This window comes from Shewanella sp. Isolate8 (assembly GCF_022398495.1).
GTDB classification, from domain to species: domain Bacteria; phylum Pseudomonadota; class Gammaproteobacteria; order Enterobacterales; family Shewanellaceae; genus Shewanella; species Shewanella aquimarina.
Map to the genome: position 1 here is coordinate 237,537 of NZ_JAKEVI010000001.1, position 24,395 is coordinate 261,931.

Annotated in this window: 19 protein-coding genes; 6 read left to right on the forward strand and 13 right to left on the reverse strand. The window is 52.1% G+C overall.

What is annotated here, in order from left to right; all coding sequences use genetic code 11:
* Positions 1-79 precede the first annotated feature (79 nt).
* From L1D43_RS01040 to L1D43_RS01050, 3 genes are all read right to left on the reverse strand, one after another.
* Positions 80-1,078, reverse strand: a complete 999-nt coding sequence (locus L1D43_RS01040) for a WD40 repeat domain-containing protein (protein WP_239849603.1) — start codon at positions 1,076-1,078, stop codon at positions 80-82.
* Positions 1,079-1,186: 108 nt separating this feature from the next.
* Positions 1,187-1,900: an oxidative stress defense protein gene (locus tag L1D43_RS01045; RefSeq protein ID WP_239849604.1), complete on the reverse strand. Its 714-nt coding sequence runs from the start codon at positions 1,898-1,900 to the stop codon at positions 1,187-1,189.
* 422 nt (positions 1,901-2,322) lie between these two features.
* Positions 2,323-2,568: a hypothetical protein gene (locus tag L1D43_RS01050; protein ID WP_239849605.1), complete on the reverse strand. Its 246-nt coding sequence runs from the start codon at positions 2,566-2,568 to the stop codon at positions 2,323-2,325.
* 518 nt (positions 2,569-3,086) lie between these two features.
* On the opposite strand from L1D43_RS01050, the gene L1D43_RS01055 reads away from it, so the two are divergent.
* From L1D43_RS01055 to L1D43_RS01065, 3 genes are read left to right on the forward strand one after another with little or no spacing between them, the layout of a single operon-like run.
* Positions 3,087-3,815, forward strand: coding sequence for a basic amino acid ABC transporter substrate-binding protein (locus L1D43_RS01055; RefSeq protein ID WP_239849606.1), 729 nt, complete (start codon positions 3,087-3,089; stop codon positions 3,813-3,815).
* A gap of 6 nt (positions 3,816-3,821) precedes the next feature.
* Positions 3,822-4,502: an amino acid ABC transporter permease gene (locus tag L1D43_RS01060; protein WP_239849607.1), complete on the forward strand. Its 681-nt coding sequence runs from the start codon at positions 3,822-3,824 to the stop codon at positions 4,500-4,502.
* Positions 4,495-5,220: an amino acid ABC transporter ATP-binding protein gene (locus L1D43_RS01065; RefSeq protein ID WP_239849608.1), complete on the forward strand. Its 726-nt coding sequence runs from the start codon at positions 4,495-4,497 to the stop codon at positions 5,218-5,220. The genes L1D43_RS01060 and L1D43_RS01065 overlap by 8 nt, the downstream gene beginning before the upstream one ends.
* Before the next feature lie 43 nt (positions 5,221-5,263).
* Here the strand turns inward: L1D43_RS01065 and L1D43_RS01070 are convergent, their stop codons facing one another.
* The 4 genes from L1D43_RS01070 to L1D43_RS01085 all read right to left on the reverse strand — a co-directional run bounded on the left by L1D43_RS01070 (position 5,264) and on the right by L1D43_RS01085 (position 11,480).
* Positions 5,264-6,271, reverse strand: coding sequence for a diguanylate cyclase (locus L1D43_RS01070; RefSeq protein WP_239849609.1), 1,008 nt, complete (start codon positions 6,269-6,271; stop codon positions 5,264-5,266).
* A 251-nt stretch (positions 6,272-6,522) separates the two neighbouring features.
* Positions 6,523-10,089, reverse strand: coding sequence for a zinc-dependent metalloprotease (locus L1D43_RS01075; RefSeq protein ID WP_239849610.1), 3,567 nt, complete (start codon positions 10,087-10,089; stop codon positions 6,523-6,525).
* A 37-nt stretch (positions 10,090-10,126) separates the two neighbouring features.
* On the reverse strand, positions 10,127-10,912 hold the full coding sequence (locus tag L1D43_RS01080; protein ID WP_239849611.1) for a hypothetical protein: 786 nt from the start codon (positions 10,910-10,912) through the stop codon (positions 10,127-10,129).
* Positions 10,913-11,129: 217 nt separating this feature from the next.
* Positions 11,130-11,480, reverse strand: coding sequence for a hypothetical protein (locus L1D43_RS01085; RefSeq protein WP_239849612.1), 351 nt, complete (start codon positions 11,478-11,480; stop codon positions 11,130-11,132).
* Positions 11,481-12,259: 779 nt separating this feature from the next.
* On the opposite strand from L1D43_RS01085, the gene L1D43_RS01090 reads away from it, so the two are divergent.
* Positions 12,260-13,321, forward strand: coding sequence for a glucosaminidase domain-containing protein (locus tag L1D43_RS01090; RefSeq protein ID WP_239849613.1), 1,062 nt, complete (start codon positions 12,260-12,262; stop codon positions 13,319-13,321).
* 14 nt (positions 13,322-13,335) lie between these two features.
* On the opposite strand, the gene nrfD is transcribed toward L1D43_RS01090, so the two are convergent.
* The 4 genes from nrfD to L1D43_RS01110 form a co-directional block, all read right to left on the reverse strand.
* Positions 13,336-14,277 carry a cytochrome c nitrite reductase subunit NrfD gene (gene nrfD / locus L1D43_RS01095; protein ID WP_239849614.1) on the reverse strand — a complete coding sequence of 314 codons (942 nt, stop codon included), beginning with the start codon at positions 14,275-14,277 and terminating at the stop codon, positions 13,336-13,338.
* Positions 14,274-14,966: a 4Fe-4S dicluster domain-containing protein gene (locus tag L1D43_RS01100; protein ID WP_239849615.1), complete on the reverse strand. Its 693-nt coding sequence runs from the start codon at positions 14,964-14,966 to the stop codon at positions 14,274-14,276. The genes nrfD and L1D43_RS01100 overlap by 4 nt, the downstream gene beginning before the upstream one ends.
* Positions 14,967-14,976: 10 nt before the next feature.
* Positions 14,977-15,441, reverse strand: a complete 465-nt coding sequence (locus L1D43_RS01105; RefSeq protein ID WP_239849616.1) for a cytochrome c3 family protein — start codon at positions 15,439-15,441, stop codon at positions 14,977-14,979.
* 98 nt (positions 15,442-15,539) lie between these two features.
* A complete protein-coding gene (locus L1D43_RS01110) occupies positions 15,540-15,959 on the reverse strand; it encodes a DUF2726 domain-containing protein (RefSeq protein WP_239849617.1) in 420 nt (139 codons plus the stop codon).
* Positions 15,960-16,430: 471 nt separating this feature from the next.
* Between L1D43_RS01110 and L1D43_RS01115 the strand changes: the two genes are divergently transcribed.
* Positions 16,431-17,405 carry a LysR family transcriptional regulator gene (locus L1D43_RS01115; protein WP_239849618.1) on the forward strand — a complete coding sequence of 325 codons (975 nt, stop codon included), beginning with the start codon at positions 16,431-16,433 and terminating at the stop codon, positions 17,403-17,405.
* Between the two features lie 67 nt (positions 17,406-17,472).
* Here L1D43_RS01115 and L1D43_RS01120 read toward each other — a convergent pair whose 3' ends face one another.
* Positions 17,473-18,465, reverse strand: a complete 993-nt coding sequence (locus tag L1D43_RS01120; RefSeq protein WP_239849619.1) for a LysR family transcriptional regulator — start codon at positions 18,463-18,465, stop codon at positions 17,473-17,475.
* A 254-nt stretch (positions 18,466-18,719) separates the two neighbouring features.
* Complete coding sequence (locus tag L1D43_RS01125) at positions 18,720-21,911, reverse strand: DUF2339 domain-containing protein (protein ID WP_239849620.1); 3,192 nt, start codon at positions 21,909-21,911, stop codon at positions 18,720-18,722.
* A 753-nt stretch (positions 21,912-22,664) separates the two neighbouring features.
* On the opposite strand from L1D43_RS01125, the gene L1D43_RS01130 reads away from it, so the two are divergent.
* Complete coding sequence (locus L1D43_RS01130; RefSeq protein ID WP_239849621.1) at positions 22,665-24,326, forward strand: hypothetical protein; 1,662 nt, start codon at positions 22,665-22,667, stop codon at positions 24,324-24,326.
* Positions 24,327-24,395: the final 69 nt, after the last annotated feature.

Sequence of the window (24,395 nt, forward strand, 5' to 3'; positions counted from 1 at the left end):
GGGCATTGCTCAGAGCCTTGCGCTCTATTTTTTAAGCTCAACTCACAGTGTTCAAATCTCAGTGCTCAGAGAAAAGTGCTTAATTCCCTGCGCCCAACTTCCACTGCTCTAGGGCGCCGTCTGAGCTGAGGGTGATGAGCTGCCCACCCTGGCTCACCATATCCATGACGGTCGTGCCCATGGAGAAGGGGGTGAGCTGCCAGCGTTCTAGCTCCTTGCCGGTGGCGACCTGCCAGCGAAAGATAGTCTGCTTCGAGGTGGCGGTGATCAACTCATCGCCCCTGTGAATGAAGAGGGCGCGGCGAAAATAGCGGTAGCGCTCGAAATAGTTCAGCTGACTCAGCGCCTCTCCCGTATCGAATGCCAGCAGTTGGTGATTATCCAGGTTGTCGGCGAAGAAGATGCGCCTATCGGCCTCATCGAAGGCTAGGCTGGTGATCCGCTGAGGCAGAGAGAACTGCTTGATGATCTTTCCGCTGGCACTTTCCCACCAGAGCACCTTGCCATCGTGGCCTGCGGACAGGAGGCGATCGTCCGTGGTGCCAAATTTCAGGAAGGACACCTCGGTGTCGTGTTGTTTGAACAGAGAAAAATGCTGCGCCGTGAGATCCACCAGGATCACGCTGCCTTCATTCATGCCGATGGCGATGCGTCTTCCCGTCTGATTGAGTGCCAGGGTCGAGATGCTGGCATAGTCGTTAAAGCCGTTGACCTGCCAGGTCAGCTGGATATTGCCCTGCTGGATATCTATCAGGGTAATTTGGCGTTTGCCGGCATAGGCTAGATAACGCTTGTTGCCCGATAAAGCCAGTTGATAACCCGGATGCTCGAAGGCAGTCGCCGGCCAGTGAAAACGCTGCTTGCCCTCGGGCAGCGTCCAGACGCTGAGATCCCGACTGCGGCTCAATGTGATGGCCAGGCTGGCATCCTCTGCCAGTAGCCCAGCCACCAAGCTATTTTCCACCAGACGTTTGAGGCTCTGCGGTGGCTGGCTTGTCTGCTTATCTGAGCAGCCTGAGAGGGCGACGAGTAACAGGGCTAGGCTTAAGAGGTGGCACTGGCGTTTGAGTGTAGACATGGGGATAGCGGATAAGGCTCATTTACAGGGAGTTAGCTGAGCATAACACATGTAAAAGCCCGCTGGCGTCTGCCGGCGGGCCTGAGCGGATCCGGTCTTGCCGGAGCATTACTTGAGGCGGTAGATCACCTCGACGCGATCGCTGATGCTAGTCTGCGCCTCCTGGTAACTCTCGGCCACATCACCACGGGCGGCGCTCATCTTATACACCATGGGGCGCACCGCTCCCTGGGCCTGATAGCGGATCTCCCATACGCCATCCAGGCGCTCGCCGAAGCCTTCCGCCAGTGCCGCGGCCTTCTGCTTGGCGTCCTTGATCGCCATCAGCCTGGCCTGTTCAATCATCTCCGCCTCCTTGCTGGATTTGAAGTTGATCTGATGGATGCGGTTGATCCCTTGCTGCAGCGCGCTGTCGAGCAGGTCGTTAAGCTTGTCCAGGGCCCTTAGGGTGACCACAACCTGGCGACTGGCGAGGTAGCCGATCTCCTTGTTGGTGCGTGTCTCAGGGTCGTACAGATAGTCGGGACGTAGATTCAGGTTGGCGCTCTGTACATCCTCTCGAGCGATTCCCGCCTTGGCTAATCTGGCCAGGAAGTCGCTGACCGCCTTGTCTGATCCCGCCTTGGCCTTGGCCGGGTTGTCGGCCTTAGTCACCACCTCGACGGTTAGCTCGGCCATGTCGGCCTTGACGACCAGCTCGCTGGTGCCGACGGTTTCGATATGGGGGAAGTTTAGCTCTGCGGCGGCCGCGTTAGGTAAAGCAAGCAGGCTGCCGGTGAAAACCAATGAACCAAATAGGGTGGCAATCAGGGTCTTTTTCATCGAATACTCCAAACGCTCTATAAAGTTAGCGGATATGAATCAGTTGTTTGAGCATATAGACGGAGCGGATCTGAAAAGGGGTTAAATAAATTGAAAAGTTTTTCTTGGGGCGATTTGGTGCTTTGCCTAAAAGAAAAAACCTGGTGATAGAGCGTCCTGCCTATCACCAGGCGAAAGCGCCTTTGGGGGAGCGCTGGGGAAGCTGCGAATAAGTCCTTGTGGGACTCGTTTGCATCTTCCCTAGAGGTGCCACCTGTAAAACACCTCTTTTAAATGGCTTTGGGATTCAGGCCCGTCGTCGGTCTCTGGCCCTCGACTTAGGCTATTATGTTTGCTGCCCTCTAACCTGAAATCCCATGCTTCCTGCAGACCACTTATTCCGTTGTTTTCTTATATTATTGTTATTTTGTTCTGTCGCCGTCTCATCCTTGGATGAGTTTGAGCTCACGCATGAGCTGATTGAGTTGTAGGGTGAGGCGGTCTATTTCCGCCCTTAGCACACCCACGCGTCCACCTTGCTGCTCGCTCTGCCTGACCAGTTGGTAGACCGTCTTGGTTGAGACGCCAAACTGTTTGGCGACCTCTGATAACAGGCAGTTATTGCTTTTGACTTCGGTGACGATCCGCTCTGCCATCTTAGGCGAGATACTCTTAGATATTGTACTCATCTGTGACTCCTTATGGATGAATCTGCGTGTTTGCCTATTCGACGTCCCACTGGCTGATGCCGAGGTGAAGGATAAACTGCCAATCTTCGAAGCGGCTGACTGCCAATAACCAAGGTTTCATCTTCTACTCCTTATGGGCTTAAATCTGTTTCTGGTAAGCCCGCCTTAGCAACTACCTATAAAGTAGTATGTAAGTTCTGTGCCAACTTTATAATGATAAGTTAATTTATTGATTTTTAACTATATATTCTATTTTCGCTTGGGGCGGTCGAGTGTGACCAGGCGCACAGCGCTCACCAACTTGGTGCCCTCGTGACTTGCATTGGTGCAAGTCGGCCGTCAGCCATAAGGTCGTCCCGTGCATTGAGGACTACACTGATTAAGAGGTGCGCGTATGTTAATAAAAAGCAAACAAAATGACTAAATAATCATTTTTATCGCATAAGTATTGACTGTGTGAGATGGGCTGCCTATAGTCGTTGCCAATTCGGTGAATATTCTGAGTAAGCGAGTAAATAATGAACAAATCTATCATGTTAGCCTGTTTTTCAGCCCTGTTAGTGCTGAGTGGCTGTGGCAAAGAGCAAGATTATCTGGTGGTGGGTACCAATGCGGCCTTCCCGCCCTTCGAATATGTGGGCGGTGTCAGCGGCGATCAGGTGATGGGATTCGATATCGATCTGGCGCGTCAAATAGCCGAGGATGCGGGCAAGACCCTCAAGGTGGAGAACATGAAGTTCGACTCGCTGATCGTGGCCCTGAACGCAGGCAAGATAGATATGATAGCCTCGGGCATGACCATCACCCCTGAGCGTCAGGCCAGCGTGAATTTCTCTGAGCCTTACTATGAGGCGACCCAGGTGGTCTTGGTCAACAAACAGGACGACAGCATCCACAGCCTCGCGGATCTCACCGATAAACACTTCGCGGTACAGCTAGGCTCCACGGCAGATATGATGGCCAAGAAATATACCCAGTCGGTGACAGCCTTCAATACCGGCTTCGAGGCGATCATGGAGCTGAAGAACGCTAGGGTGGATCTCGTGCTGTTCGACAGTGAGCCGGCCGCCAACTACCTGGCCAAGAACCCTGATCTAAAGCTCATTACCCTGGACTTTCCCCCCGAGTTCTACGGTTTTGCCGTGGCCAAGAGTCAGCCCGAGCTGCTGGCCAGCATCAACCAGACGCTGGCAACCATGAAGCAAAACGGTCAATACGACGCCCTGCTTGCCAAGCATATGAAGTAGGCCGCAATGTTAGACGCAATTAATACCTCACTATTTACCCCCATAGGTGAAGATGGACTCATAGGTATCTACCTGATCCTCAATGGCTTAAAGGTGACGCTGATAGTGACCCTGTTCGCCATGATCTTGGGGGCCATACTGGGTGTTGCCACCACATTGATGAAGATGTCGAGCCGTTGGTATCTGCGCTGGCCTGCCAACCTCTATGTGGGCGTGATACGCGGCACCCCAGTGGTGGTGCAGTTGGTGATCCTCTACTTTATCGTGCTGGCCACCTGGGATGTGGACAAGGTGAGCGCGGCGATTATCGCCTTCGGTCTCAACAGCGGTGCCTACATCTCTGAGATCATCCGCGCCGGCATACAGGCGGTGGATAAGGGGCAGACGGAGGCGGCGCGCTCCCTCGGCCTGTCGCAGGCGGTGACCATGAAGGAGGTGATCCTGCCCCAGGCAGTTAAGAATATCCTTCCCGCCCTGGGTAACGAGTTTATCGTGCTCTTGAAAGAAACCGCGGTGATAGGCTTCATCGGCGGCGTGGATCTGATGCGCTCGGGCGAGATCATCCGTAGCCGCACCTTCGAAGACAGCGTGCCCCTGTTTACCTGTGCACTCATCTACCTGGCGTTGACCTATAGCTTCACCTTTATGTTGTCGAAGTTTGAGAAGAGGCTTAAGCAAAGTGATTAAGATTAGCAATCTGCATAAATATTTCGGCGACAACCAGGTGCTCAAGGGGATCGACGAGTCGATCGAAAGAGGCGAGGTGGTCAGCGTCATCGGTCCCAGTGGCAGCGGCAAGAGCACCTTTCTGCGCTGCATCAATCTGCTGGAACAACCCACCCAGGGGGAGATAGTGATCGACGGTCAGTCGATCACCGCGCCCGATGCCTGCATCGACAAGCTGCGGCAGAAGGTGGGCATGGTGTTTCAAAACTTTAACCTCTTCCCCCATAAAACGGTGCAGCAGAACATCACCCTGGCACCGGTGAAACTGGGCTTGATGACTCAGGCCGAGGCGGACAGTGAGGCGATGAGGCTACTCGAGCAGGTGGGGCTGAGCGATAAGGCGAGCGCCTATCCCGCCAGCCTGTCAGGCGGTCAGAAACAGCGGGTCGCCATCGCCCGCGCCCTGGCGATGAAGCCCGAGCTGATGCTGTTTGACGAGCCCACCTCGGCGCTGGATCCTGAGATGGTGGGCGACGTGCTGGATGTGATGAAGCAGCTGGCCCAGGCGGGGATGACCATGGTGATTGTCACCCACGAGATGGGCTTCGCAAAAGACGTTTCCGATCGAGTGATCTTCATGGATGGCGGCTATGTGGTGGAGAGTAATGTGCCTTCGCTGCTGTTCGGTCAGCCCCAGGAGCCGCGCACCCAGGCATTCTTGAGCAAGGTGCTCAGATAAGTTAAATCTTCGGGTAAGTTAAATCTTCAGGTGAGTATTGCGGTTAGCCCTCGGCCGCCTGCTCGGGCTGCCAGAACTGGTAGTCGTGTTTGCCCTGGGCCTTGACCCGATACATGGCGGCATCGGCGAACTCGCAGGCGCTGGCAAAGTCATCGCTCGGGGTGAAGCAGTAGATGCCGATACTGAGGCCGAGTTTAACCTCTGTTCCTTCTAAGATGATTGGCTGACGATAGACATCCAGTAGAGACTGAGCCCGCGCCTGCAGCAGCGTCTGGTCCTGGCTTGGGTGCAGGATCAAAAACTCATCGCCGCCGAGACGGGCGATGTCGGCCTGCGTGCCAATCACGCCTCTGAGGGTGTCGGCCACATGGATCAGCAGGTGATCGCCAAACTTGTGGCCCAGCTTATCGTTGAGCTCCTTAAAGCCATCGAGATCGATGAAGAAGACGCTCCCGGCATCGTGTCGATATTGCTCCTCAAAGGCCTGGGTGATCGCCTTGCGGTTGCTAAGGTTGGTGAGGGGGTCGCAGTGTGCCAGCTCAGATAGCTCCTGCTCGTAACGCTTCTCCTGGGTGATATCCATATGCGTGCCCATCATCCTAAGTGGCGTGCCGTCACCCATGCGCTCGACGATACGGCCGCGATCGGACACCCAGGTAACCGAGCCATTCTTGTGGATCATCCGGTGCACCGCCTGATAGTAGTCGGACTTACCCTCCACATGATCCTCGAAGGCCTTGATCACCCAATCTCTGTCCTCGGGATGCAGATTCCGTTTCCAGCTGTCCACATGGGCCGCCAGCTCTTCACGGCTAAAGCCCAGCAGCTCGCCCCAGCGCATGTTAAAGATGGTCAGGTTGCCACTGGGAATATGTTGCTCCCACAGGCAGAGACGGTTGCCGTCCAGCGCCGCGAAGAGTTTCTCTTCGGCGCGATCATTGAGTAGCTTTAGCTTGGCGTTTTCGCGTTTGAGCGCCGCATTTTCGGCTTTAAGCTCGGCAATGAGGTCGGTAAGCGCTGACTGATTGGATGCTTGCTCATCCGGCTCCATCAGTGGGGATCTCCTATATGTTTATCAAGCATAAGTTAACCATTATTGGGTAGCGAAACAACCGTTTAAACAAGATGATACATTTCGCTACGTTTGTTGCAGCCCAGGCCTGGCAACCGATTCGGTGAGGTTTTCATGAAGAGTAGAGATGACCTCCATGGATTTTTTGGACAAGGTGCGCAGCTAAGTGGTTAGCACCAATAAAAAAAGAAGCCGACAGGCGGCTTCTTTTGGGTTGAATAAACCAGACCTTAGAGTATAGGCAGGTAGGTGATCACTCGCTCGTTGCGAGAGATGATAGGATCGACGACTAGTTGCTGGAAGGTCTCACCCTTGCTGTTCATCTGATGTTTCATCAGCTCGGGTGAGTCGACAATAAGCGCCTTGAGGGTGGTAATCTGATCGATCAGCATGAGAGCCAGCTGGTTTTCTTCCGTGGCGACATAGATTTTACCCTGCAGGGCGATCTGCTTGCTGGCGGCAACGGCGTCGCTGGCAAGATGGATGCCCACATACTCGCGCCATACTCTGGCCTTCTCCTCACCACGATAATCGCTATCACGTGATGCTAATACCACTTGTTTGAGCATCATCTGCAGCAGATTGCTCTTACCCTTCATCTCATAGCTACTCTGAGGGAAGCCGAAGTAGCGTCCCAGGGAGGTGGCATAGCTAGGAAGCGCCTCGATATGCTGGTCGGCATAATCGACGTCGTTGACATAGTACTTGGCATCCACCGACTTACAGCTGTCGCTCAGTACCGGCTTGGTCAGATACTGGTTGATATCCTGAACCGTGTTACCCATGGTCATCTGGCACAGCATACCTTCGAGTTGTTCCTTCACCTTAGGATAATCTGCCAGGGCGTAGTAGGTGCGACCAGTGGTGCTGCGAGGCGACTTGCGGGTTAGCAGCTGACGCATCGCCAGCAGTTTATCTGGCCACATGCCCAGCACGTCACGCTCATTAACATAAGGGTGGTTCGGGCTCGACGCTGGGGCCTTGATGCCGTTAAGCAGGCGTCCCTTGTTGGCAGTGACGTCGGCATAGAGCAGATCCTGATAGGCCTCGACGATATCGGCCTTGAGCAACAGCTCTTTTAGTTTTTCAGGGGCTTGCTCGTAGCCTGTGATAATTTGACCCAGCTCGAAACCTTCATCCAGCTTGCTGGCATTGAGGCGATAGAGGCGAGTCAAGATATCTTCCAGTGAGTGAACCTTGGTCAGCGCGCGGCTGTCGTCACTGTTCATGCGATAGGTGACATGCAGATAGATGTCGCTCAGACCGGCCGCGGTAAGGAAGGTATCGGCCGCCTTCTCAACTGCCCGCTGTGAGGCGCAGAACCAGTAGTTTTCATGGCTTGGGCAGAACTCGGTCAGCTCGTTTTGATCGAAGGAAAATAGCTCTTCTACCGTGGCGGTGTCTTCGACAAACTGACGTATGTCGCTAAAGCCTCTCAGACGATTGATGGTGTAGGGCAGAATATGGTCTTCGAACAGGGTCTGACGGTTATGACGCACGTTCATTGTGTCATAGCTGTCATGGTAGCTGTCGATATAGTACTGCACTATGTCGTCGTTGTTGGTACCGGCGTCGAAGCGGTTACAGTTGCTGTTGAGGGTAACATGGCCGTCGGTGCAGAAGGCAAAGTAACGCAGGTCGTTCTCTTTGCCTATCTGATGCAGGGCGCCATATTGGATTTCGCCTGTGATATTACCCTGGCGTAGCTCCTCGCGACGCTTGGCATCGGCGGCTTCGAGTGAGACAAGCGTGCCATCTTGGGTCTCTACCTGACGACCATAGCCGAAACGCAGTGCGGCCAAATCGTATTTTTGGAAGGTGGTGGCGAAACGGTCGGCGTTATAGTCCATCTGACTGGAGAAGTCAGCCTTGACCGTCAGGTGTGGATAACCCGCCTCGCTGAAGGCCTGGCTGAACTTGGCGATCTCCTCCTCGTTAAAGAAGTTGGCCTGATCCCGGCTACCTGCGAAGTTGTGTCTTAGCCCCAGAGTATGACCTAGCTCGTGGGTAAGGGTACCGGCAAACGCCTGAGCTGCCAGCTTAGTCACCAGATCAGCCTGGAAGCTGGTGGGCATCTTCTCGATATCTTTAAGCTTGCCGCCTATGATGCCATCGACCCAGAAGTTTGTGTCTTTCCAATCGATCTCATAGCCCTGTATGCCTCGTGGCAGTTCACGCAGTGCTCCGCCTGTCAGACCGAAGGCTTGATCCACGCTCATCAGATTGTGCTCTGCCCAGAAGGCTTCAGTTTTATTGTGTTGATTAACCAGCTCCTCGAAGGGGGCGTTGTTGGCATCATCAGTTGAAAGATCAGGGATGACGGTTTGCGGCTGAGCCTCGGTGCGCGGTTGCTGCACCATAGGATCTTGGCTCTGACTGTTCTGCTCGGCAATCAGCTTGTTGGCCGCCACCTGATTGGCGCGATCCACTGCTTCTTGCGAAGGCGTATAGTCGATGCCGGTGAGATCTTTTACCGAGTTAGGATCTAGCATGCCGCGGTTGTAGTCCAGCTGAACCCTGCGGTAATAGCGAGTCGAGCCCTGCTGCAGGTTAGCGCTGTACTGGTCTACTCGGCCGCTGACGATTTCGCCTGTGAGTGGGTTGGCGGCAGAAGGACCGTAACCGGCCAGGCCGTTGTCTAACGGTTCGTCAAACAAGGTGATGTTGCTGTAACGCAAATCCCCATGTCTGTGTTCGTTTGCCTGGGCCAGTTTTAGTTCGGGTAAGCCTGTTTCAAACAGCTTGTTCTGGATGTTGATGGCGGTAATGCTCTGTTTGGCCGCGTCCAGGAAGGGCTGATTCTTCGGCTCGAAGAAGTTGTTACTCAAGAAGTAGGTGATCGCCTCCTTCTTGGGATTGAAATGGTTGAGGTACTGGCGCACATAGCCATCCTTACCATCGGCATTGTTGCCGTCGCGGTATTCATGCTGGGTGCGGAAGAAGCCGAAGGTGCCGTTCTCATCCTCACTATAAGGGATGGTGACAAAGTCCTTGCTGGCCAACTGATCCAGGGCCACGACAGAGATATATTCCGTGGTGGTGAAGGAGAGGTTGTCGAAGCTGCCCTTGAAGAACTTGCCGAAACAGGCGGGATTGGCCTGATAGGTGTGCTCGATTTCGAAGTTGATCACCCCCTTGGCCAAGTCCATCTCATAGCCTTCCCAGTTTCCATCTTTTACCAGGTGGGCCGACTCGGTTTCAGTGGTGCACTGCTTGAAGGTGACCAGATCTGTGTAGTTCTCTTCGGCGATCTGTGCACCTTCAAACTTAGGAATGAAGAACTTCTTCTGATCCCAGGTGATATTGCGATCTGTGACTTCCTCTTCGCGGTTGGTGCAGTCACCCCAGTTGTCTTGTTGGCACTGGAAATCGATGTAATCGCCGGGAATCGTGAGCACAGGTGCCTTGTTGTACTCGTTATCGAAGCGCGAGTCGTGGTCCAGACCTATGTTGTCTCTGTCGATCTGACGCAGCTGGATGCCGTTTTCCGTCATGCGCAGGGTCACCAGTTTGGCTTCCCCCTGAGAGAAACCATGGATGGGGGCCGAGTAGCGCGGTGCCTCACCCAGGCTGCGGGTGTAGAGAAAGAGTCGTTCGGGCTGCTTGCTGGCTAATTCGCCCGTGGTGGTCGAGGAGGTAAGTTGATCCCCCGCGGCGCCGCTGGTGGTGGCATCTTTGAAGTCTTTGACGGCGATCATCCGCTCATCTTTCTTGACCTCCTGATACGGCTCGTCTGTGCCGCAGGCGCTCAATCCTATCGCGCTCAATATGGCGATGGCGACAGTGCTCTTGTACATTGAAACCTCTCCTAGCTGTTTGATTTATAAGTGCTTTTTATAAATATTTAGTGATCGATAGATAAAACACGGAGTTGCGTTCGTCGTAGAGCGTAAAGCTGTGGGACGGGCCGCGATCCGGGTCGAAGAAATAGCCGCTGTTGTTGTGGCCTATGGCCGCCACCCAAGTGGGGGCAAACGACCAGCCGATCTCTTCGCTGATGGTGAAACGGTTGTCGTAACGGCTGGTGTTAAAAGGCTTGTTCATGGTGTAGGAGGCGTTGACATCCAGATACCAATTGTCGATGAACTGCCAGGTGGCATCGGCCAGCAGGCTGATGCTGTGCTCGATGAAGTGCTCGCCGTGACGGCCTATCTCATGTTCATAGGCGTTATATTTAAGCCGGGGTGAGAGATAGAAGTTCCAGTCTTGGTTCGGGCGGTAGAAGAGATAGCCCGCCAGCCTGGGGGCGGCCCTCAACTTGTTTTCTTTGCTCGTATGGCCGGTAGGCAGATAGATCCCGGCACTGCCGACATAGCTCCAGTCATTGCCCAGAGCCTTGGACGGGGTGCGATACTCTAAGAAGGTGTCGTAGAAATAGCTCTGGTTATGGCGCGTCTCCACCTCGCCGCCGCTGGAGAGACGTATGCTGCCCCAGGTGTCGCGGTAGGCTATCCTGCCGCTGGCACTGAGGGCCTGGTAGGAGCTGGGGGCCGACTGCTCGAAGGTGTTGCTGGCGGCGCTGGCACTGAGATAACCGGACCAGTGGGAGCGCTTGGTGTCTATGGCGGCGGCAACGTTTTCATTGTCTGCCAATACCTGACTCGACAGCATCAGGCTCATTATTAGTCCCAGGGATAATTTTGCATGCCGTGTCGTGGAGCGCGCGCAATAATTCGCACTCGACAGACGTGAGTGTGCATAAGGCATTAAATAAACCTCATTTGAATAAGTTAGAAGAATCAGCCAAGCTTAGTAATAATGTGGCTAGAGTTTTAGAATTGGTTTTGGATGTGAATATCAGTAGCAACATCTATCACTGAATATTCACTGTGTTGGCCTATGAAGGTGTGCCCTTTATAGGTTTAATCCAGCTCATGAGTAATGAGATAGATTCCAAAATACTTTTGGGTGTACGATATTTTCTCTGTCCGTAACAAGGAAGGCCAGCAGAGAGAAATAATAGGCAGAAGATGACGGCAGTCTGCGTTACATTGCTACTTTCACTTTCGTGGGTTTCGCCGTTAAGCTGCATAAACACTTTATGTGGCTGCTGGCAAGCGCATTGCCAATACAGTGCGATTAATGCTATTTGTCCGGCGGGAGCTACCTCCTTGGTCGCGAGATTTTCTGCTTTTATCGCTTTACAGATTAGTGTTTGTTCGGAGCGAATGCCTTGCTCCTCAGCCATTAGACAGGTGCTCAGGTGGCTGAGTACCAGTAGGCCGAGCAAGAGAGTTAAGCTTGATAGTGTGACTGTTCCTTGTTTCAACATATAACCAGCTAAGTAGAAATTTATATATCGCTCGAATGATACAAAAAGATACATTTAATTTTGAGGCGAATATTCAATGTATGAAACAGGCAAATTTTAATCAATATTAAAATAACATTAACGTCAATATTGAGGTCTTTGTCACATTCATTTGTGGAACTAGGGTTTTAATTTAAAAGTTATTAACTTTTTATTATCGAGTTGTTTACCAGAAAGGGATTGGTTCTTGGTTATTCTAAATTAGAAATAATTTGTGGTGCTAATTTTAGATGCTATTTATTGTCTGGTTTTATAAGTTTACTTTAAAATGCTTAATTTAACTTGATTTTAACTTTAGGTTTTAGCTCTTAATCGTAATGGCTGAATAAAAGATTTATTTAATTAAGCAAATAATCTTGTAATGAAGTTTATGAGTTAGGGAGGCTTACTGCGGTATTTGCTGCGTTACAGTTCTTGCGAAGGACTAGGGAAGGTGCGAACAAGTCGTCCCACAGCTCTGGTTTTGATAGCAGCGACAGTTCAAGGCATTCAACTGAGGGCATGCCGAGGCCTGCAGCAGGTCTAAGCTGCTCGTTAGGTGAGGGTTCAGGGTCTTGCTTGAGAGCTTGGCTAAAGACGGGCATCGAAAGATGGATTAGAGTAGATAATAACATTGATAACTAATATCTCTCGTCTAATCGTCAAAAGGAGCCTTTATGCCCAGTGATAGCCGCTTTAAGATTGCACTGCCTCTGCTACTCTTGATCGCCTCGCTACTTATACTGTGGGCGTTTTGGTACCGCTCCACCGAGAACATCGGCGGTCTGTCTACAGCACTAGCCGCTGCGGGGATGGAGCCGCCAGTAGCAGATGCTAGCCAGTTGGTCACTCCGCCGGACAGTAAACAGACACAGACCAGCTTCAAGACTGTCTCCAAGGCGAGGCCGACCAAGGCACCCAAGGATGTGGTACTTAACTCCCTCGATGAGCTGATCGCCCTGTTCGATAGTCTGGAATATAACCAGGTCTCCTGGAAGGCTGGCAATCGTGAGGTGCCCAGACTCACCTTCGAGGCCGTGAGTGAGCGCTGGCAGAAGACCTCGTCGCAGATCCCGGTGCAGCTTAAGAAGATGGTGTTCTTCCGTCTGATGGCGCCGCTGATTCTGGTGGCCAATGAGCAGATATTGCTGGAGCGGCAAACTGTCGCCCAGTCGTCGCTGGATTCTCCCGAGCTGCTCGCTCTGGCTCGTAAGTATCGCCTGTTAACCGATGAGAGCGGCAGCCTGACCGAGGAGCAGCGTCAGCAGCTCTTAGCGAGGGTCGACATCATGCCGCCCTCCTTGGTGCTGGCCCAGGCGGCAGAAGAGAGTGGCTGGGCGACGTCACGCTTTACCGTCGAGGGTAATGCATTCTTTGGTCAGTGGGACTTTAGTGGTAAGGGAATGATCCCTAAGGCCCAGCGCAAGGAGCTGGGTAACTATGGTCTGGCACGTTTCGATACTCCCTTGGCCTCGGTGGAGGGCTACCTGCTTAACCTCAACACCAACGCCGCCTACCAGTCGCTGAGAGAGCTAAGGGCGCAGCTGCGCGAAGGCAATAAGCCAATCACAGGCCTGGAACTGGCGGGTACCCTGGAGCGATATTCCGAGCGCGGTCAGGCCTATATCGATGGTATACGCCATATGATCCGCTACAACGGCCTGGATCAGGTGGATGAGGCTTACCTGAGTGATGGGGCGCCGCTGCACCTTATTAGCGCAGACGACGCCCGTGAGTGATTGCCCAGCTTTGATTAGGTCCCCGTCATCTGGCCGGTATAGAGGATAAAGTTGCGCAGCAGGAACACCCCTATCAGGCTGAAGCTGGCGGTAACCGCTACATAGGCGAACTTACGATCTGCCGATACCTTCATCCATAGGTTGAAGGCCAGTGGCAGGGTGAGGCCTATGCCGATAACACCGGCCCAGAAGATCCAACCCCAGAAGCCGAAGCCCAAGGCGTTGAGCGCGGCGACCTGGCTCTGGCCGCCTGAGAGGATCAATCCGGCGAAGAAGGTAAACAGCAGGCCAATCTCCACTAAAATCAAGGGGATCTCTATGCCGTGGATGAAACGTACCTCGACTCCATTGGGATTACCTCGAAGCAGTACACCACCCAGCAGAGTCGCGGCGGCGCCGGAGGAGAGCCCGGAGATCAAGAACAGCAGCGGCAACACCGGGTTATTTAGTAGTGGGAAGCCGATCAACGCCGACAGCAGGAAACCGGTATAGGCCCCAAGTGAGATGGCGAGGATCACCAAGACGCCGGTGATCGCCGCTTCCTGCTTCACCAGCCAGTTAAGCAGCCTGTGGGCGATAGGCAGACGCTTACCCAGCAGCTGAGTGATGCGACGCTGGAAGACGCAGGCTATCCAGGCAAACAGCACTAGCTGGTAGGCCATCAGCACCAGTACCCCCATGGACATCACTGAGCTGGTGTTGTAGAACACCAGGATCTTCCAGAAATCCAGCGGGCGGGTGAGGTCGAATACCAAGATCCCCAGGCCTGCACACACGGCGACCGGTGCTATGATGGCTGCTGCCTGCACGAAGGGTGAATGCCAGGCCTCATGGGATAGCTTGAAATGTTTCAGCATGATGGCGAAAAATACCGCCCCGGCTGACAGACCGGCGAGGAAGAGGTATATGGCGATAGGCCAATGCCATACCAGGCCTTCGAAATGAAAAGCACTCATAGCATTATCTCCCCATCTATGGTTTGAATATGGAACAGCTTAGGCCGGGTGCCCAGGTCCACCTTGGCGCGGTAGCTGGGCTTGCGCTTAAGCAGCTTGACCAGATCCGACTCGGGATCCTTGAGGTTGCCGAAGGTCAGTGCCTTGGTGGGGCAGGCCTCGACACAGGCAGGCTGAAGCCCTTGGGCCAAGCGACTCTTCTGACAGAAATCACACTTGTCGGCGGTACGGGTCTCGGGGTGGATATACCTGACCTGATAGGGACAGGCGGCGATGCAATACTGGCAGCCCACGCAGCGGTCGCTATTGACCGCGACTATGCCTGTCTCTTTATCTATATAGGCGGCGCCTGTGGGGCAGACCCTTACACAGGGTGCGGCTTCGCAGTGCTGACAGGAGACACGGCTGAAACGGTAGCTCTGATCTGGGTACTCGCCGAAGGGACCCTTGCGCTCTATCTTCACCCGGGTGACGCCCTCGGGAATATGGTTAACCTCGCGGCAGGCCTCGACGCAGGCGTTGCAGCCGATACAGGCATTCTCATCATGCACCATGGCGTATTTGATCTCGCTTTCCTGCTCTGGTTGAAGCAGGGAATCGGCCTGGGGCGTCCGGGTGGCACCATACACAGAGACACCGGCCAGTAGGGCCCCAACTCCCTTGAGAAATTGGCGTTTAGAAACTTGCATCACAGGCCTCCTATTGTTCGACTTGGTGGCAGCCGACACAGAGCTGGCTATGTTGTTGCGTATCGAGCGACAGCATAGGATCCGTTTCGGGATGAAGCTTATGGCACTGATCGCAGCCAAGGTGATTGGCGTGTACATTGTGGGTCCATTCGACTTCACCCAAGGCCTGATGGTCGTGACAGGTCAGGCAGACGGCGCCGCGTTGCTGAGCCGAGAAGGGGCTATCGGGCCCAAAGGTTATGATGGTCGATCCCTTCTTGGGATGGCTGCCTTTGGGGCCGTGACAGTCCTGACAGAGAATGGCCAGGCCGGGGCTTGCGTGTATGCCCTCGAGTTGGCCATTGCGTTTATGACACTTGATACAGCTGCGGCTGGTTTGCTCGTCGGCGGCTAAGGCATTGGGCGTTAGGCCCACCAGGCCAAGTGCTAAGACGCTGGCCAGCAGCAAAGTAGTACAAGGGGTAATCTGACACATAATGCATCCTTACACCTCAGTGAGCATGACGTTGTGGGGAAGAGGAGCGTCAAGTGGTCGGTTTGACGCTCAGTGGGCGTTGCGGTGAGGGACACTCATCAGGCGGCGAGTGCGGTGCGCAGCAAGGCTTCGTCGCAATGCTTGTCTTTGTCCAGCTTAATCAGCTGTACCCCTATATAATCCAAACATTTTTCGACAAACTTCATCTGCTCTGGAGAGCTGGCCGCAGGGTCGCTCACCACGAGTTTGACCGCAGAAGATTCGTTGTCGACGACCACGTAATCCAGGTGACAGTGCTCCATGAAGTCCTGTACCTCTTCGTGATTCTTGAGGGAGTCATCTAAGTCGACGACATTCACCAGTGACGCGCCGTAAAGGACATCGTAGCGGTTGGCGGCGATGGCCTTTAAGCCTTTTAGAAAATGCATTGACTCTTTATCGAGCAGGTGAGGCTTGATACTTACGGCAGCATCGACCAGCTGAGTCTCGCTTGATCTAAAGAACTTGATGCACGTCATGACGAAAGTCACGATGACGAGAGGGCAAATGATAAACAAAACAAAGTACATAAATGCATAGCTTAAAATAACGGTAGCGGTGGCGTTCATGATAAACCTCCAAGGTTATTTTGATTTTTAACTCTCGATTTAATTATTACGCCATGGGATTTATTTACAATAATTATTGAAATCGGATTATTAAAATTTAGCCTTGGGTCAGATACTTATTTTTAGTTATTTCATTTTGTAGATAATCAATAAGTAGATATGTGTTTTTTAATTGTTGGATATCTGGGTGTTGGTGGGGCTTTCAAAATATTTCGCATGAAAATTAGTTCATTGCAACTTTTATGTAAATGATTGAAATTTAGAAATATGATCTAGGTCTATTTTATTTGTTTTATTGAATCAGAATAAAAGTATTGTCTGCTTAATAATATTTACTATACTCTCAATGGGTATATTCGATGTCGGGAGAGGTATTTTTAAATGAAAAATATGACTCTAGATAGTTTAGATATGCTGAGCGCCAATATATTAGTTAATTTGTATGAAAAGCATTCCGCTTCTTCGGTGGCGATGGAGATGAATATACCCGCCCCCAAGGTAAGCCGCTGTCTGCAGCATGCCCGAATGATCTTTAACGATCCCTTGTTTATTCGTAAGAAGCATGGCCTGGAACCCAACGATTTTACCCGTCAACTCTACCCTCTGGTGAAGGCGCTGGTGCAATGTGGCGAGCAGCTGCATCAGTTGGAGATCTGTCACGATCAGGCCGCGAGCCAGATCATGGTGCTCTATGTCAGCGATCTCTTGATTGCCGAGCTGCCTCAACGCCTGAGTGGCGCCATCAGCGAGGCACAGCTGCCTATTAGCTATGAGCTGCGTAGCGGCAGTGTGGATCTGGTAGAAGATCTGGCCCAGGGGCTTATCGATCTGGCAATTGTCAGCGAGTCTTCGGATAAGGCATTGCAAGATGATAGGCTCAGTGTCGAACCACTCAAACAGTTAACCCATCTGTATCTACTCTGCTCCCTCAAGCATCCCCTGCTGCAGCAGGAGATCAGTCTGGCCAATATCGCCAACTATCCCTACCTAAGCGCATTCGGCCAGTTTGATAAGCTGGCGCCGGATCCCTTCCAGCGTTACTGCGCCCAACACAGACTCAGCTGCCATCCTGCGCCTACCGAGATAGGAAGAGAGGGGCTGGCCTTTAATCAGCTTTATCGGTATCTGTCGGACGATAAGACGGTGAGCCTGCTGCCTTACAGCAAGGTATACGAACACAGTGAGCTATTACCTGGCCTGCATGTATGCTGCCTGTCGAGCATGGATACCAAGCGTCTGTATCAAGAGCAACCCTATCCCAGGCTCTATATGTTGAGCCGCGGCGGTCGCTGCGCTACCCATCTCGACTGGTTAAAGCGGGAGATAACTCTGCTGATCAAGCAGAACGTGCACTAGCCAGCGCATTCGGCGCGGCCTGTAGCGGCTAAGTGTTCTTGGCGGTTAAACTTATCTCTGTGCTTGTCTAGGCTTGGTCCAAGGCCCGTGCAAGGGGGGCGCGCTTCTGGGTCACTCGAGCACAGTGTGCCTGCATCTCGAGTAATTTCTCCGTTAAAATCCTGCGCAGGCAGTTCACCAGCTCAGGCTTGATCCCCTTGTGGCAGTGCAGATAGTAGCTCTGCGTCTCAAGGTCTGTGATTTCTAACCAGATCTTAGAGATATCCAGGTAGTCCACGTCGTTGCGATTCTCGAAATAGCTCATGGACATGGCCGAGGAGAGCAGGCCGATATCCTCGCTGTGACTGACATGATCCACCAACATCCTCAGGCTCGGGCTCTTGAGGGCCACACGGATCTCTATCTGCCTGGCTCTGGCATACACCTCTATGGGATGAGGTTCCTGCTCCTGCAGGTGGGTATTAACCAGGGCGATAGGGTAATCAAACATCTGCCGCAGCGGATCCTCGCTGTGAAGAATGGGATGATCCTGTCGGGCGACGATGAAGAAGTGGGTGATATCCCCCAGCTTAAAGTTGTTCACCATGGGGTGGTTGATCGGCTCGGTGGAGATGCTGCAGTCGACCTTGCCCTGACACAGGCGTTGATTGACCTTATCTGTCCAGGGTTGAATATTGATATTGACCCCACCCTCGATGCAGTTGCAGGTGTTGTGTACACAGTTCATCGCCATCAGCGACCACTGCTCATAGATGGCGACACTGAGTTGATAGGGCTCGGCTACCTTGTCTATGGTGGCGGCCACTATTTTGTCGTACTGCTCCACTATGGTCTTGACCATGGGGTAGATGGTGAGGGCGACCTGATTAGGTTCGAAGCCATATTGCTGACGGATAAAGAGCTCGTCTTCCAGCACCTCCCGCAGGCAGGTAAGGCTGCGGCTTACCTTAGACTGAGTGGTACGTAATCGCTCGGCCACCGCACTGCCACTCTTGAGTTCAACCAGTCCGATAAATACCTGCAGGGTATAGTAATCGAGTCGGCTCACTTTCTTTAGCATGACATATCCCTCTATCGGCAGGTTTCGATGGCGTTAACAGGCAAAAATTATAGATCTTATGCCTAAAAATTAACCAGTTGATGAAGGTTTCTTTTAGCACGGATTGGTTAAAAATTCTGCGGGTGACATCACAGTTAGCCGGCGGTAAGCCTTGCTGTAGAGCTTCATCAAAGTCTGCCGATACCGAGCTTTAGGGGGAGTAAGCCAAAGTTCCCCATGTGGCAGCCTTAACTGCCACATGGGGGGAAGAGTGACTATTGAGGCGTCGGCAGGCGGTTCTTCTGCTTCTGGTAGAAGTAGGCCACCGTCAGCAAAATGATGCCTATGATGATGAAGGCGACCACCTTCTGCACCAGCACGAAGGAGGCCATGTCGATAAACAGCACCTTGAGACAGGCGAGACCAAACAAGATGCCGGCCAGTCGTACCAGGCTGGCCTGTCGAGGTCGCAGGCTGAGGAACATGAGCGCGCTGCCGTGACTCACCAGAAAGATGCTGCTGACAGGCGCGGCTATCTGATCCCCCAGCTGATAACTCCAGAGGAAATAGCTCACCGCCAGCAGGCTGTGCCAGCCCCACAGCAGGGCAGGTTTTGGCAGCAGCTTCTTATGGGACGCTATGCCGAGTCGCTTGCCCCTGAGATACCAGGCGAGCACCACCAATATGCCAAGCTCGCTGAGGCTAAACAGTAGGCTGCTGATATCCAGCCCCAGGGGGCGATCGCCATGCAATATGATGGGCGCCAGCGGCAGCGAGATGAGCGAGGCGTAGGCCAGGCCATAGCCGGGTCTTAGCGCCTCGGCGAAACGTCTGCCCAGGGCATTGTCTCGCTCAAGCAGCAAGGCAAAGTAGGTCGTTAACCCGAGGAACACCAGCGTCCATCCCGGGGCGATGAGCCCGGACAGGGTCTGTACGGCGACGGCGACTACCAAGGCAAAATAGAAGGGGCTCAACTGCCATGGGAAGCGTAGCAACAGACGCCAGTGTCGGTTCATTTGCTCATAACGGCCGTGCACTGTGCCCAGTGCTAGCGCGCCTATGGCGAGGGCGACAAGCCCCTGCCACTGATTGTCCAGACAGCTAATGGCGGTGAACAGCATGGCCGTTGCACACAGCACTTGCGTCTCAATCACCAGACTCCTATGGCGCACGAACCTCGCGAGGCCGAGGGCCATGGCGCTGGCCAACCAGAGGTAGATGGGCAGCAGCGCCAGATAGCTGCGAAGCACCTTGGGCAGCAGGATGAGTGGCACGGCCAGATAACAGCCCAGTTGCACATAGTAGGCCAGACGCACCAGAGGCGATTGCGGGGAGTATTTTTTGTACCAGTAGTAGGCCAACAGCAGACTGGTAAACAGCTCGATACGCGCCAGCTTGGCGTTGAGAGGCTGCTGGGCAAAGTTGACGCTGCCCGCCTCTAGCATGCCGAGCATGATGAGGCCACCTAGCGGCAGTAGCCAGAACCAGGCCATGATCTCGGTAAAGCGCAGCTCGTTTCGCTTACCAAGATAGAGCAGCATCAGGGCGATCAGTGGCAGCCCATTGAGATAGAAGTCTGGGCTCAAGCAGTAGCCGATAAACAGCGCGGTGATCGCCAGCAGCTGACCAAAAACGCCCTGCAGGGCGCGGCGCAGGAGTCGCTCCGTCCCGGCAAGCCTATCCCCTAGGGCATCAATCAGGCGTATCGCCTGATAACAGGCGGCGCAGCTTAGTGTAAGGGTGAGAATGAGGATGAGGTTATCGCTCATTCCCGCGGCGCCACCCAGCTCGCGGTGACTCACTGCCAAGCTGTCGAACAGGGTCAGCAGGTTGCTGCCAAGGCCCATCGCCAACAGGATATAGGCCTCGGTGCGAATCGCGATAAAGTCATGTTTAGCGCCGAGCCAGAGCAGCAGTAGGGCTTCGATCAACAGCACTAAACCAAGCAGATCGGCGCTGATGAGGTAGAGCGCAGCCACCCCGGCGAACACCCCGGCCGCCGCCAGCATCAGCGGCGCAATCAGGCTATCACGCCGTATCTTCCAATAGAGCAGGGCGCAGATAACGCCGTTGATCGCGAAAAGCTCGCCGGCGTAAGAGGTAAACTCCCCCAGGGTATAGAGGGTAAAGCAGAGCATGGCCACGGGCACCATGAGCAGGCGTGCACTGGGCTCCCGCTTGGTCTGGAGCCTGAGGCTACCCAGGCCATAGAGATAGAAGAGGGCGTTGATGCACCCCAGCGCCAGCATCTTCATGGGGCCGATGGGGGCCAGCGGCAGAAACAGAAAGAAGCCCAGCAGCTGCACACATGCGATATGCAGCAGTGCCGTTATCTCGATCAGCACGGGCCAATTCAGCCTATGACTCTGCACCAGGGAGCAGGCACCTATGATCAGCAAGTAGGGCAGATAGAGCAGCGGTGCTTGGCTGGCATCGAGCAGCATAAGCGGCGCCAAGGAGCCGCCGCACAGGGCGATGATGGCCACCACCTTGGTCTCCAGCTTCATCGCCAGGCCATAACCCAGGAGGGTGTTGACCAGCATCAGCGAGAAGGCGGCGCTCTCCGGGATCAGCTCAAAATAGGGGCCGAGGAAATAGATACAGAGATAATTCAATATGACGCCAAGGCCCACTATGCCCGAAGCATAGTCCTCCATACCGGGCCTGGCCCGCCGGATAAAGAGGCCGACAGCAATGACGGTATTGGCCGTTACCAGGCCGAGCAGTGCCTTACCCAGCTCGGAGAACCAGTGGTTGATGGAGTATTGCAGCAGGTAGCCAAAGCCCAGGGTGAGGGTGATGATGCCTGCCAGTGTCATCAGAAACACCGCGCCTTGTCCTTTGGCTTGATAGTGTTGATAGAAGGCCTTGGCCTGCTCGCCGAGGCCGCCGAAGGGGCCGAGCAGCAGGTTGACCAGCTGTCCCAATGAGCCCTGCAGCTGAGCCGCCGAGTTGGCCAGCTGTTGGCCAATACCTGGAGTGGCGGCCTTCTGTTTTGTGGTTTTCGTTGTGCGAGCCGAAGTTTTAACTTGTTCCTCTGGTTGAGGCGTCTGGCGCTGCCAGGCGTCGTGGCGATAGCTGGTATCGGCCTGCTGGCTGAGTTCGCCTTGCTGGGGGGACTGTGTCTGCTCTAACTCTAGCTGCGCTGACTGAACTTGCGCTGACGCTAAGTGAGTTTGCTCAGGCTGGGCTTGTCCAGAATGCGTCTGCCATGGCAAGTATTGGCTTGATTGGCTTGGCGCAGATGTTGAGTGCGCAGATGTTGAGTGTGTAGGAGTGGAATGCGCCAGATCTGAAGCCTCGGGCTGGTCATAGCCCTCCAGGGCATTTACCCGCGCATTGAGCTCAGCCAGCTGCTGGCTAAACTCCGCTAATTGACTCGTGAGCGCCGCGCGGTCCGATGCCTGTTGTGATTGCATCGCCTCCAGGGCCTGAGTGAGCTTGTTGACATCTTCCTTCAGTGTCATCGCCTTTCCTTTGGTCTTGCCAACTTATCCTAAGACTTATCATTGTACTTGTAGTATAGGCACTTAGGGAAGTGGTTGATATTTTTATGAATGCGGACGTTCACTTGTTTTCCAAACTCTGTTTGAATTAGCGGAGTGGGATTCCATCTCACACACTGGGATGTGCGACCTGATGGTCGAGGTAAGTCGTGGGAGTCTTCCCATGTTGTGGGACGGATAGGACCTATGACCATTTACTTGATTTTCAAACTCCGTTTGAAAATGAAAGTCGTGGGATTCCATCCCACACCTGGGCAAGGAGGACTGCTCGTCCTCGCCCTCCTTGCATCCACCCTGACGCCCCGACGAAGTTGTTGATCCTCATGCTTCAATGAAAATCGCCTAACGACTCGGATGGGACTCCTGTCCCCCCGAGTCTTAGCCATCGTCCATGATGGCTATACGGCATTTTCATCTACGCATTTCGGCAACTTCGATGGGGATCAGTTGTAGCCACAACCGGCATTTATTTGAGGTGATATATTGTTTAGAGCTTGCTTAAGTATTTAAGATGTTTGAATTTATACAACGAAAGTATGCGAGCCTACTACTAGACATGCTTCTTTATCATCTGTATTTTAAACCGTATTTTTTACATGATTTTTGCTAGATTTATTGGTTAGGCTTTACGATTGTTTGGACATGATTTTTAATGTTTCGATAATTGCTGGTTTAATTTGTCATTAGTATTCTACAAAATCACTGAGATAGGACATGACTTTGGAGCAAATAGTTATAAAGAAAGGCGTTAAGTTAGGGCAGTTAGACGCTGAATCTGACTCTAGCTTGCTAGATAACTGCTTTATTGATAATGGACAGTTGGAAGATTTACTTGATGTAAGTAAGACAGAGTCTATTATAGTTGGTCGTACAGGGGCTGGGAAGAGTGCTTTTGTTTATCATATTTCAAAATCAGTAGAGCATTCGGTTATTTTAGATCCTCATTCTATTTCTGTTCAATTTGTAGAACATTCAAATATAATTCAGTTTTTAAATAAGTTGGGGATAAAGCTTGATTTGTTTTATCGCATGCTTTGGCGACATATCCTAATAGTTGAATTGTTGAAGTTAAGATATGAGTTAAGGAGCGAAGATGCTAGCGCTAACTTCATTCGTAGGCTCTATGAAAGTGTAAGTAGAGATCAGACCAAGCAAAGAGCGTTAAATTACTTCAGGGATTGGGGTGATAAATTTTGGTTGGAAACAAGTGAGCACCTTAAAGAAATAACAAATAAACTTAGTCAGGATTTAAAATCAGGTTTAGGCTCAAAGTTCTCATCATTAGATATTTCTCTTGAAGGGGCAAAACATCTATCGGATAGCGTGAGGACTGAAGTTAAATCTCTTGCTACGCAAGTTATAAGTCAAATTCAAATTCAAAAGTTAAATGAAGTTTTTGATTTGTTATCAGATTATGCATTTAATGACAAGCAAAAGAAATTTTATATTTTAATTGATAAGTTAGATGAGGATTGGGCAGGAACAGAAACTAGGTGTAGACTAATAAGGGCATTGATTGAAGAAACAAAGTCATTTCGAAATATTCCTCAAGTGAAAATAATAACAGCTTTAAGGGTTGACTTGTTAGACATTGTTTTTGATAAAACTAGGGACTCAGGTTTTCAGCAGGATAAATATGAATCTTATCTTGTGAAAATTAGTTGGAGTGAACAAGATTTAAAGAACTTGATAGAGTCTAGGTTGAGAGAGGTTTATAAACGACAATATACATCAGTTGATGTAGGGTTTAGCGATGTATTCCCGTCACCAAAGCATGGTCAGGATGCGTTGTCATATATTATTCAGCGTACTTTAATGCGGCCTAGAGATGTTATTCAGTTTGTTAATGAGTGTTTTTTTGCTGCGTTAAATACACCTAGGATTTCGTGGCGTTCTATTCATGTTGCTGAGTCGACATATTCAGCTAAGCGACTAGATTCTTTGAAGGAGGAATGGCACGAAATATTTCCAAGTCTTGAGACTACGGTTGAGATGTTGCGTGGTATTGTTTCACCATTTACTCGAACAACTTTGTCTAATGATAAGATTGAAGCTATTGCTTCTGATTTAGCTATTAATAGTGATGATGGTAATTGTGATCCGTGCACTGTTTTAGCTAAAAGAATGTATGAAGCTGGTCAAAATTTAGAAGTGTCAGATTTTATGTATGAATCACTTCTCTGCTTGTATCAAGTGGGGGTTATTGGGGCAAAAATCAGTACGCTTGATAGTTTTAGTTGGTCTTATAAAGATCAGCCAAAGTTGAAAAAAAGTGAGATAAAAAGAACGAATCAAATGGCCGTGCATAGAATGGTTTGCCATGTTCTAGAAATATCAGAGAAAGAAATATTGTCTTTACCAAGGAAGCAGAAGTAAAGGTTTATTTTAATTATATAATTAGGTTTTAGCTTGATTTTTAAATTAGCATTTCTTTATTGCTGTTGC

Coding starts and splice junctions, on each gene's coding strand:
- L1D43_RS01040 (WP_239849603.1), bottom strand. CDS start 1,078: ATGTCTACACTCAAACGCCAGTGCCACCTCTTAAGCCTAGCCCTGTTA.
- L1D43_RS01045 (WP_239849604.1), bottom strand. CDS start 1,900: ATGAAAAAGACCCTGATTGCCACCCTATTTGGTTCATTGGTTTTCACC.
- L1D43_RS01050 (WP_239849605.1), bottom strand. CDS start 2,568: ATGAGTACAATATCTAAGAGTATCTCGCCTAAGATGGCAGAGCGGATC.
- L1D43_RS01055 (WP_239849606.1), top strand. CDS start 3,087: ATGAACAAATCTATCATGTTAGCCTGTTTTTCAGCCCTGTTAGTGCTG.
- L1D43_RS01060 (WP_239849607.1), top strand. CDS start 3,822: ATGTTAGACGCAATTAATACCTCACTATTTACCCCCATAGGTGAAGAT.
- L1D43_RS01070 (WP_239849609.1), bottom strand. CDS start 6,271: ATGGAGCCGGATGAGCAAGCATCCAATCAGTCAGCGCTTACCGACCTC.
- L1D43_RS01075 (WP_239849610.1), bottom strand. CDS start 10,089: ATGTACAAGAGCACTGTCGCCATCGCCATATTGAGCGCGATAGGATTG.
- L1D43_RS01080 (WP_239849611.1), bottom strand. CDS start 10,912: ATGAGCCTGATGCTGTCGAGTCAGGTATTGGCAGACAATGAAAACGTT.
- L1D43_RS01085 (WP_239849612.1), bottom strand. CDS start 11,480: ATGGCTGAGGAGCAAGGCATTCGCTCCGAACAAACACTAATCTGTAAA.
- L1D43_RS01090 (WP_239849613.1), top strand. CDS start 12,260: ATGCCCAGTGATAGCCGCTTTAAGATTGCACTGCCTCTGCTACTCTTG.
- nrfD (WP_239849614.1), bottom strand. CDS start 14,277: ATGAGTGCTTTTCATTTCGAAGGCCTGGTATGGCATTGGCCTATCGCC.
- L1D43_RS01100 (WP_239849615.1), bottom strand. CDS start 14,966: ATGCAAGTTTCTAAACGCCAATTTCTCAAGGGAGTTGGGGCCCTACTG.
- L1D43_RS01105 (WP_239849616.1), bottom strand. CDS start 15,441: ATGTGTCAGATTACCCCTTGTACTACTTTGCTGCTGGCCAGCGTCTTA.
- L1D43_RS01110 (WP_239849617.1), bottom strand. CDS start 15,959: ATGACGTGCATCAAGTTCTTTAGATCAAGCGAGACTCAGCTGGTCGAT.
- L1D43_RS01115 (WP_239849618.1), top strand. CDS start 16,431: ATGAAAAATATGACTCTAGATAGTTTAGATATGCTGAGCGCCAATATA.
- L1D43_RS01120 (WP_239849619.1), bottom strand. CDS start 18,465: ATGCTAAAGAAAGTGAGCCGACTCGATTACTATACCCTGCAGGTATTT.
- L1D43_RS01125 (WP_239849620.1), bottom strand. CDS start 21,911: ATGACACTGAAGGAAGATGTCAACAAGCTCACTCAGGCCCTGGAGGCG.
- L1D43_RS01130 (WP_239849621.1), top strand. CDS start 22,665: ATGACTTTGGAGCAAATAGTTATAAAGAAAGGCGTTAAGTTAGGGCAG.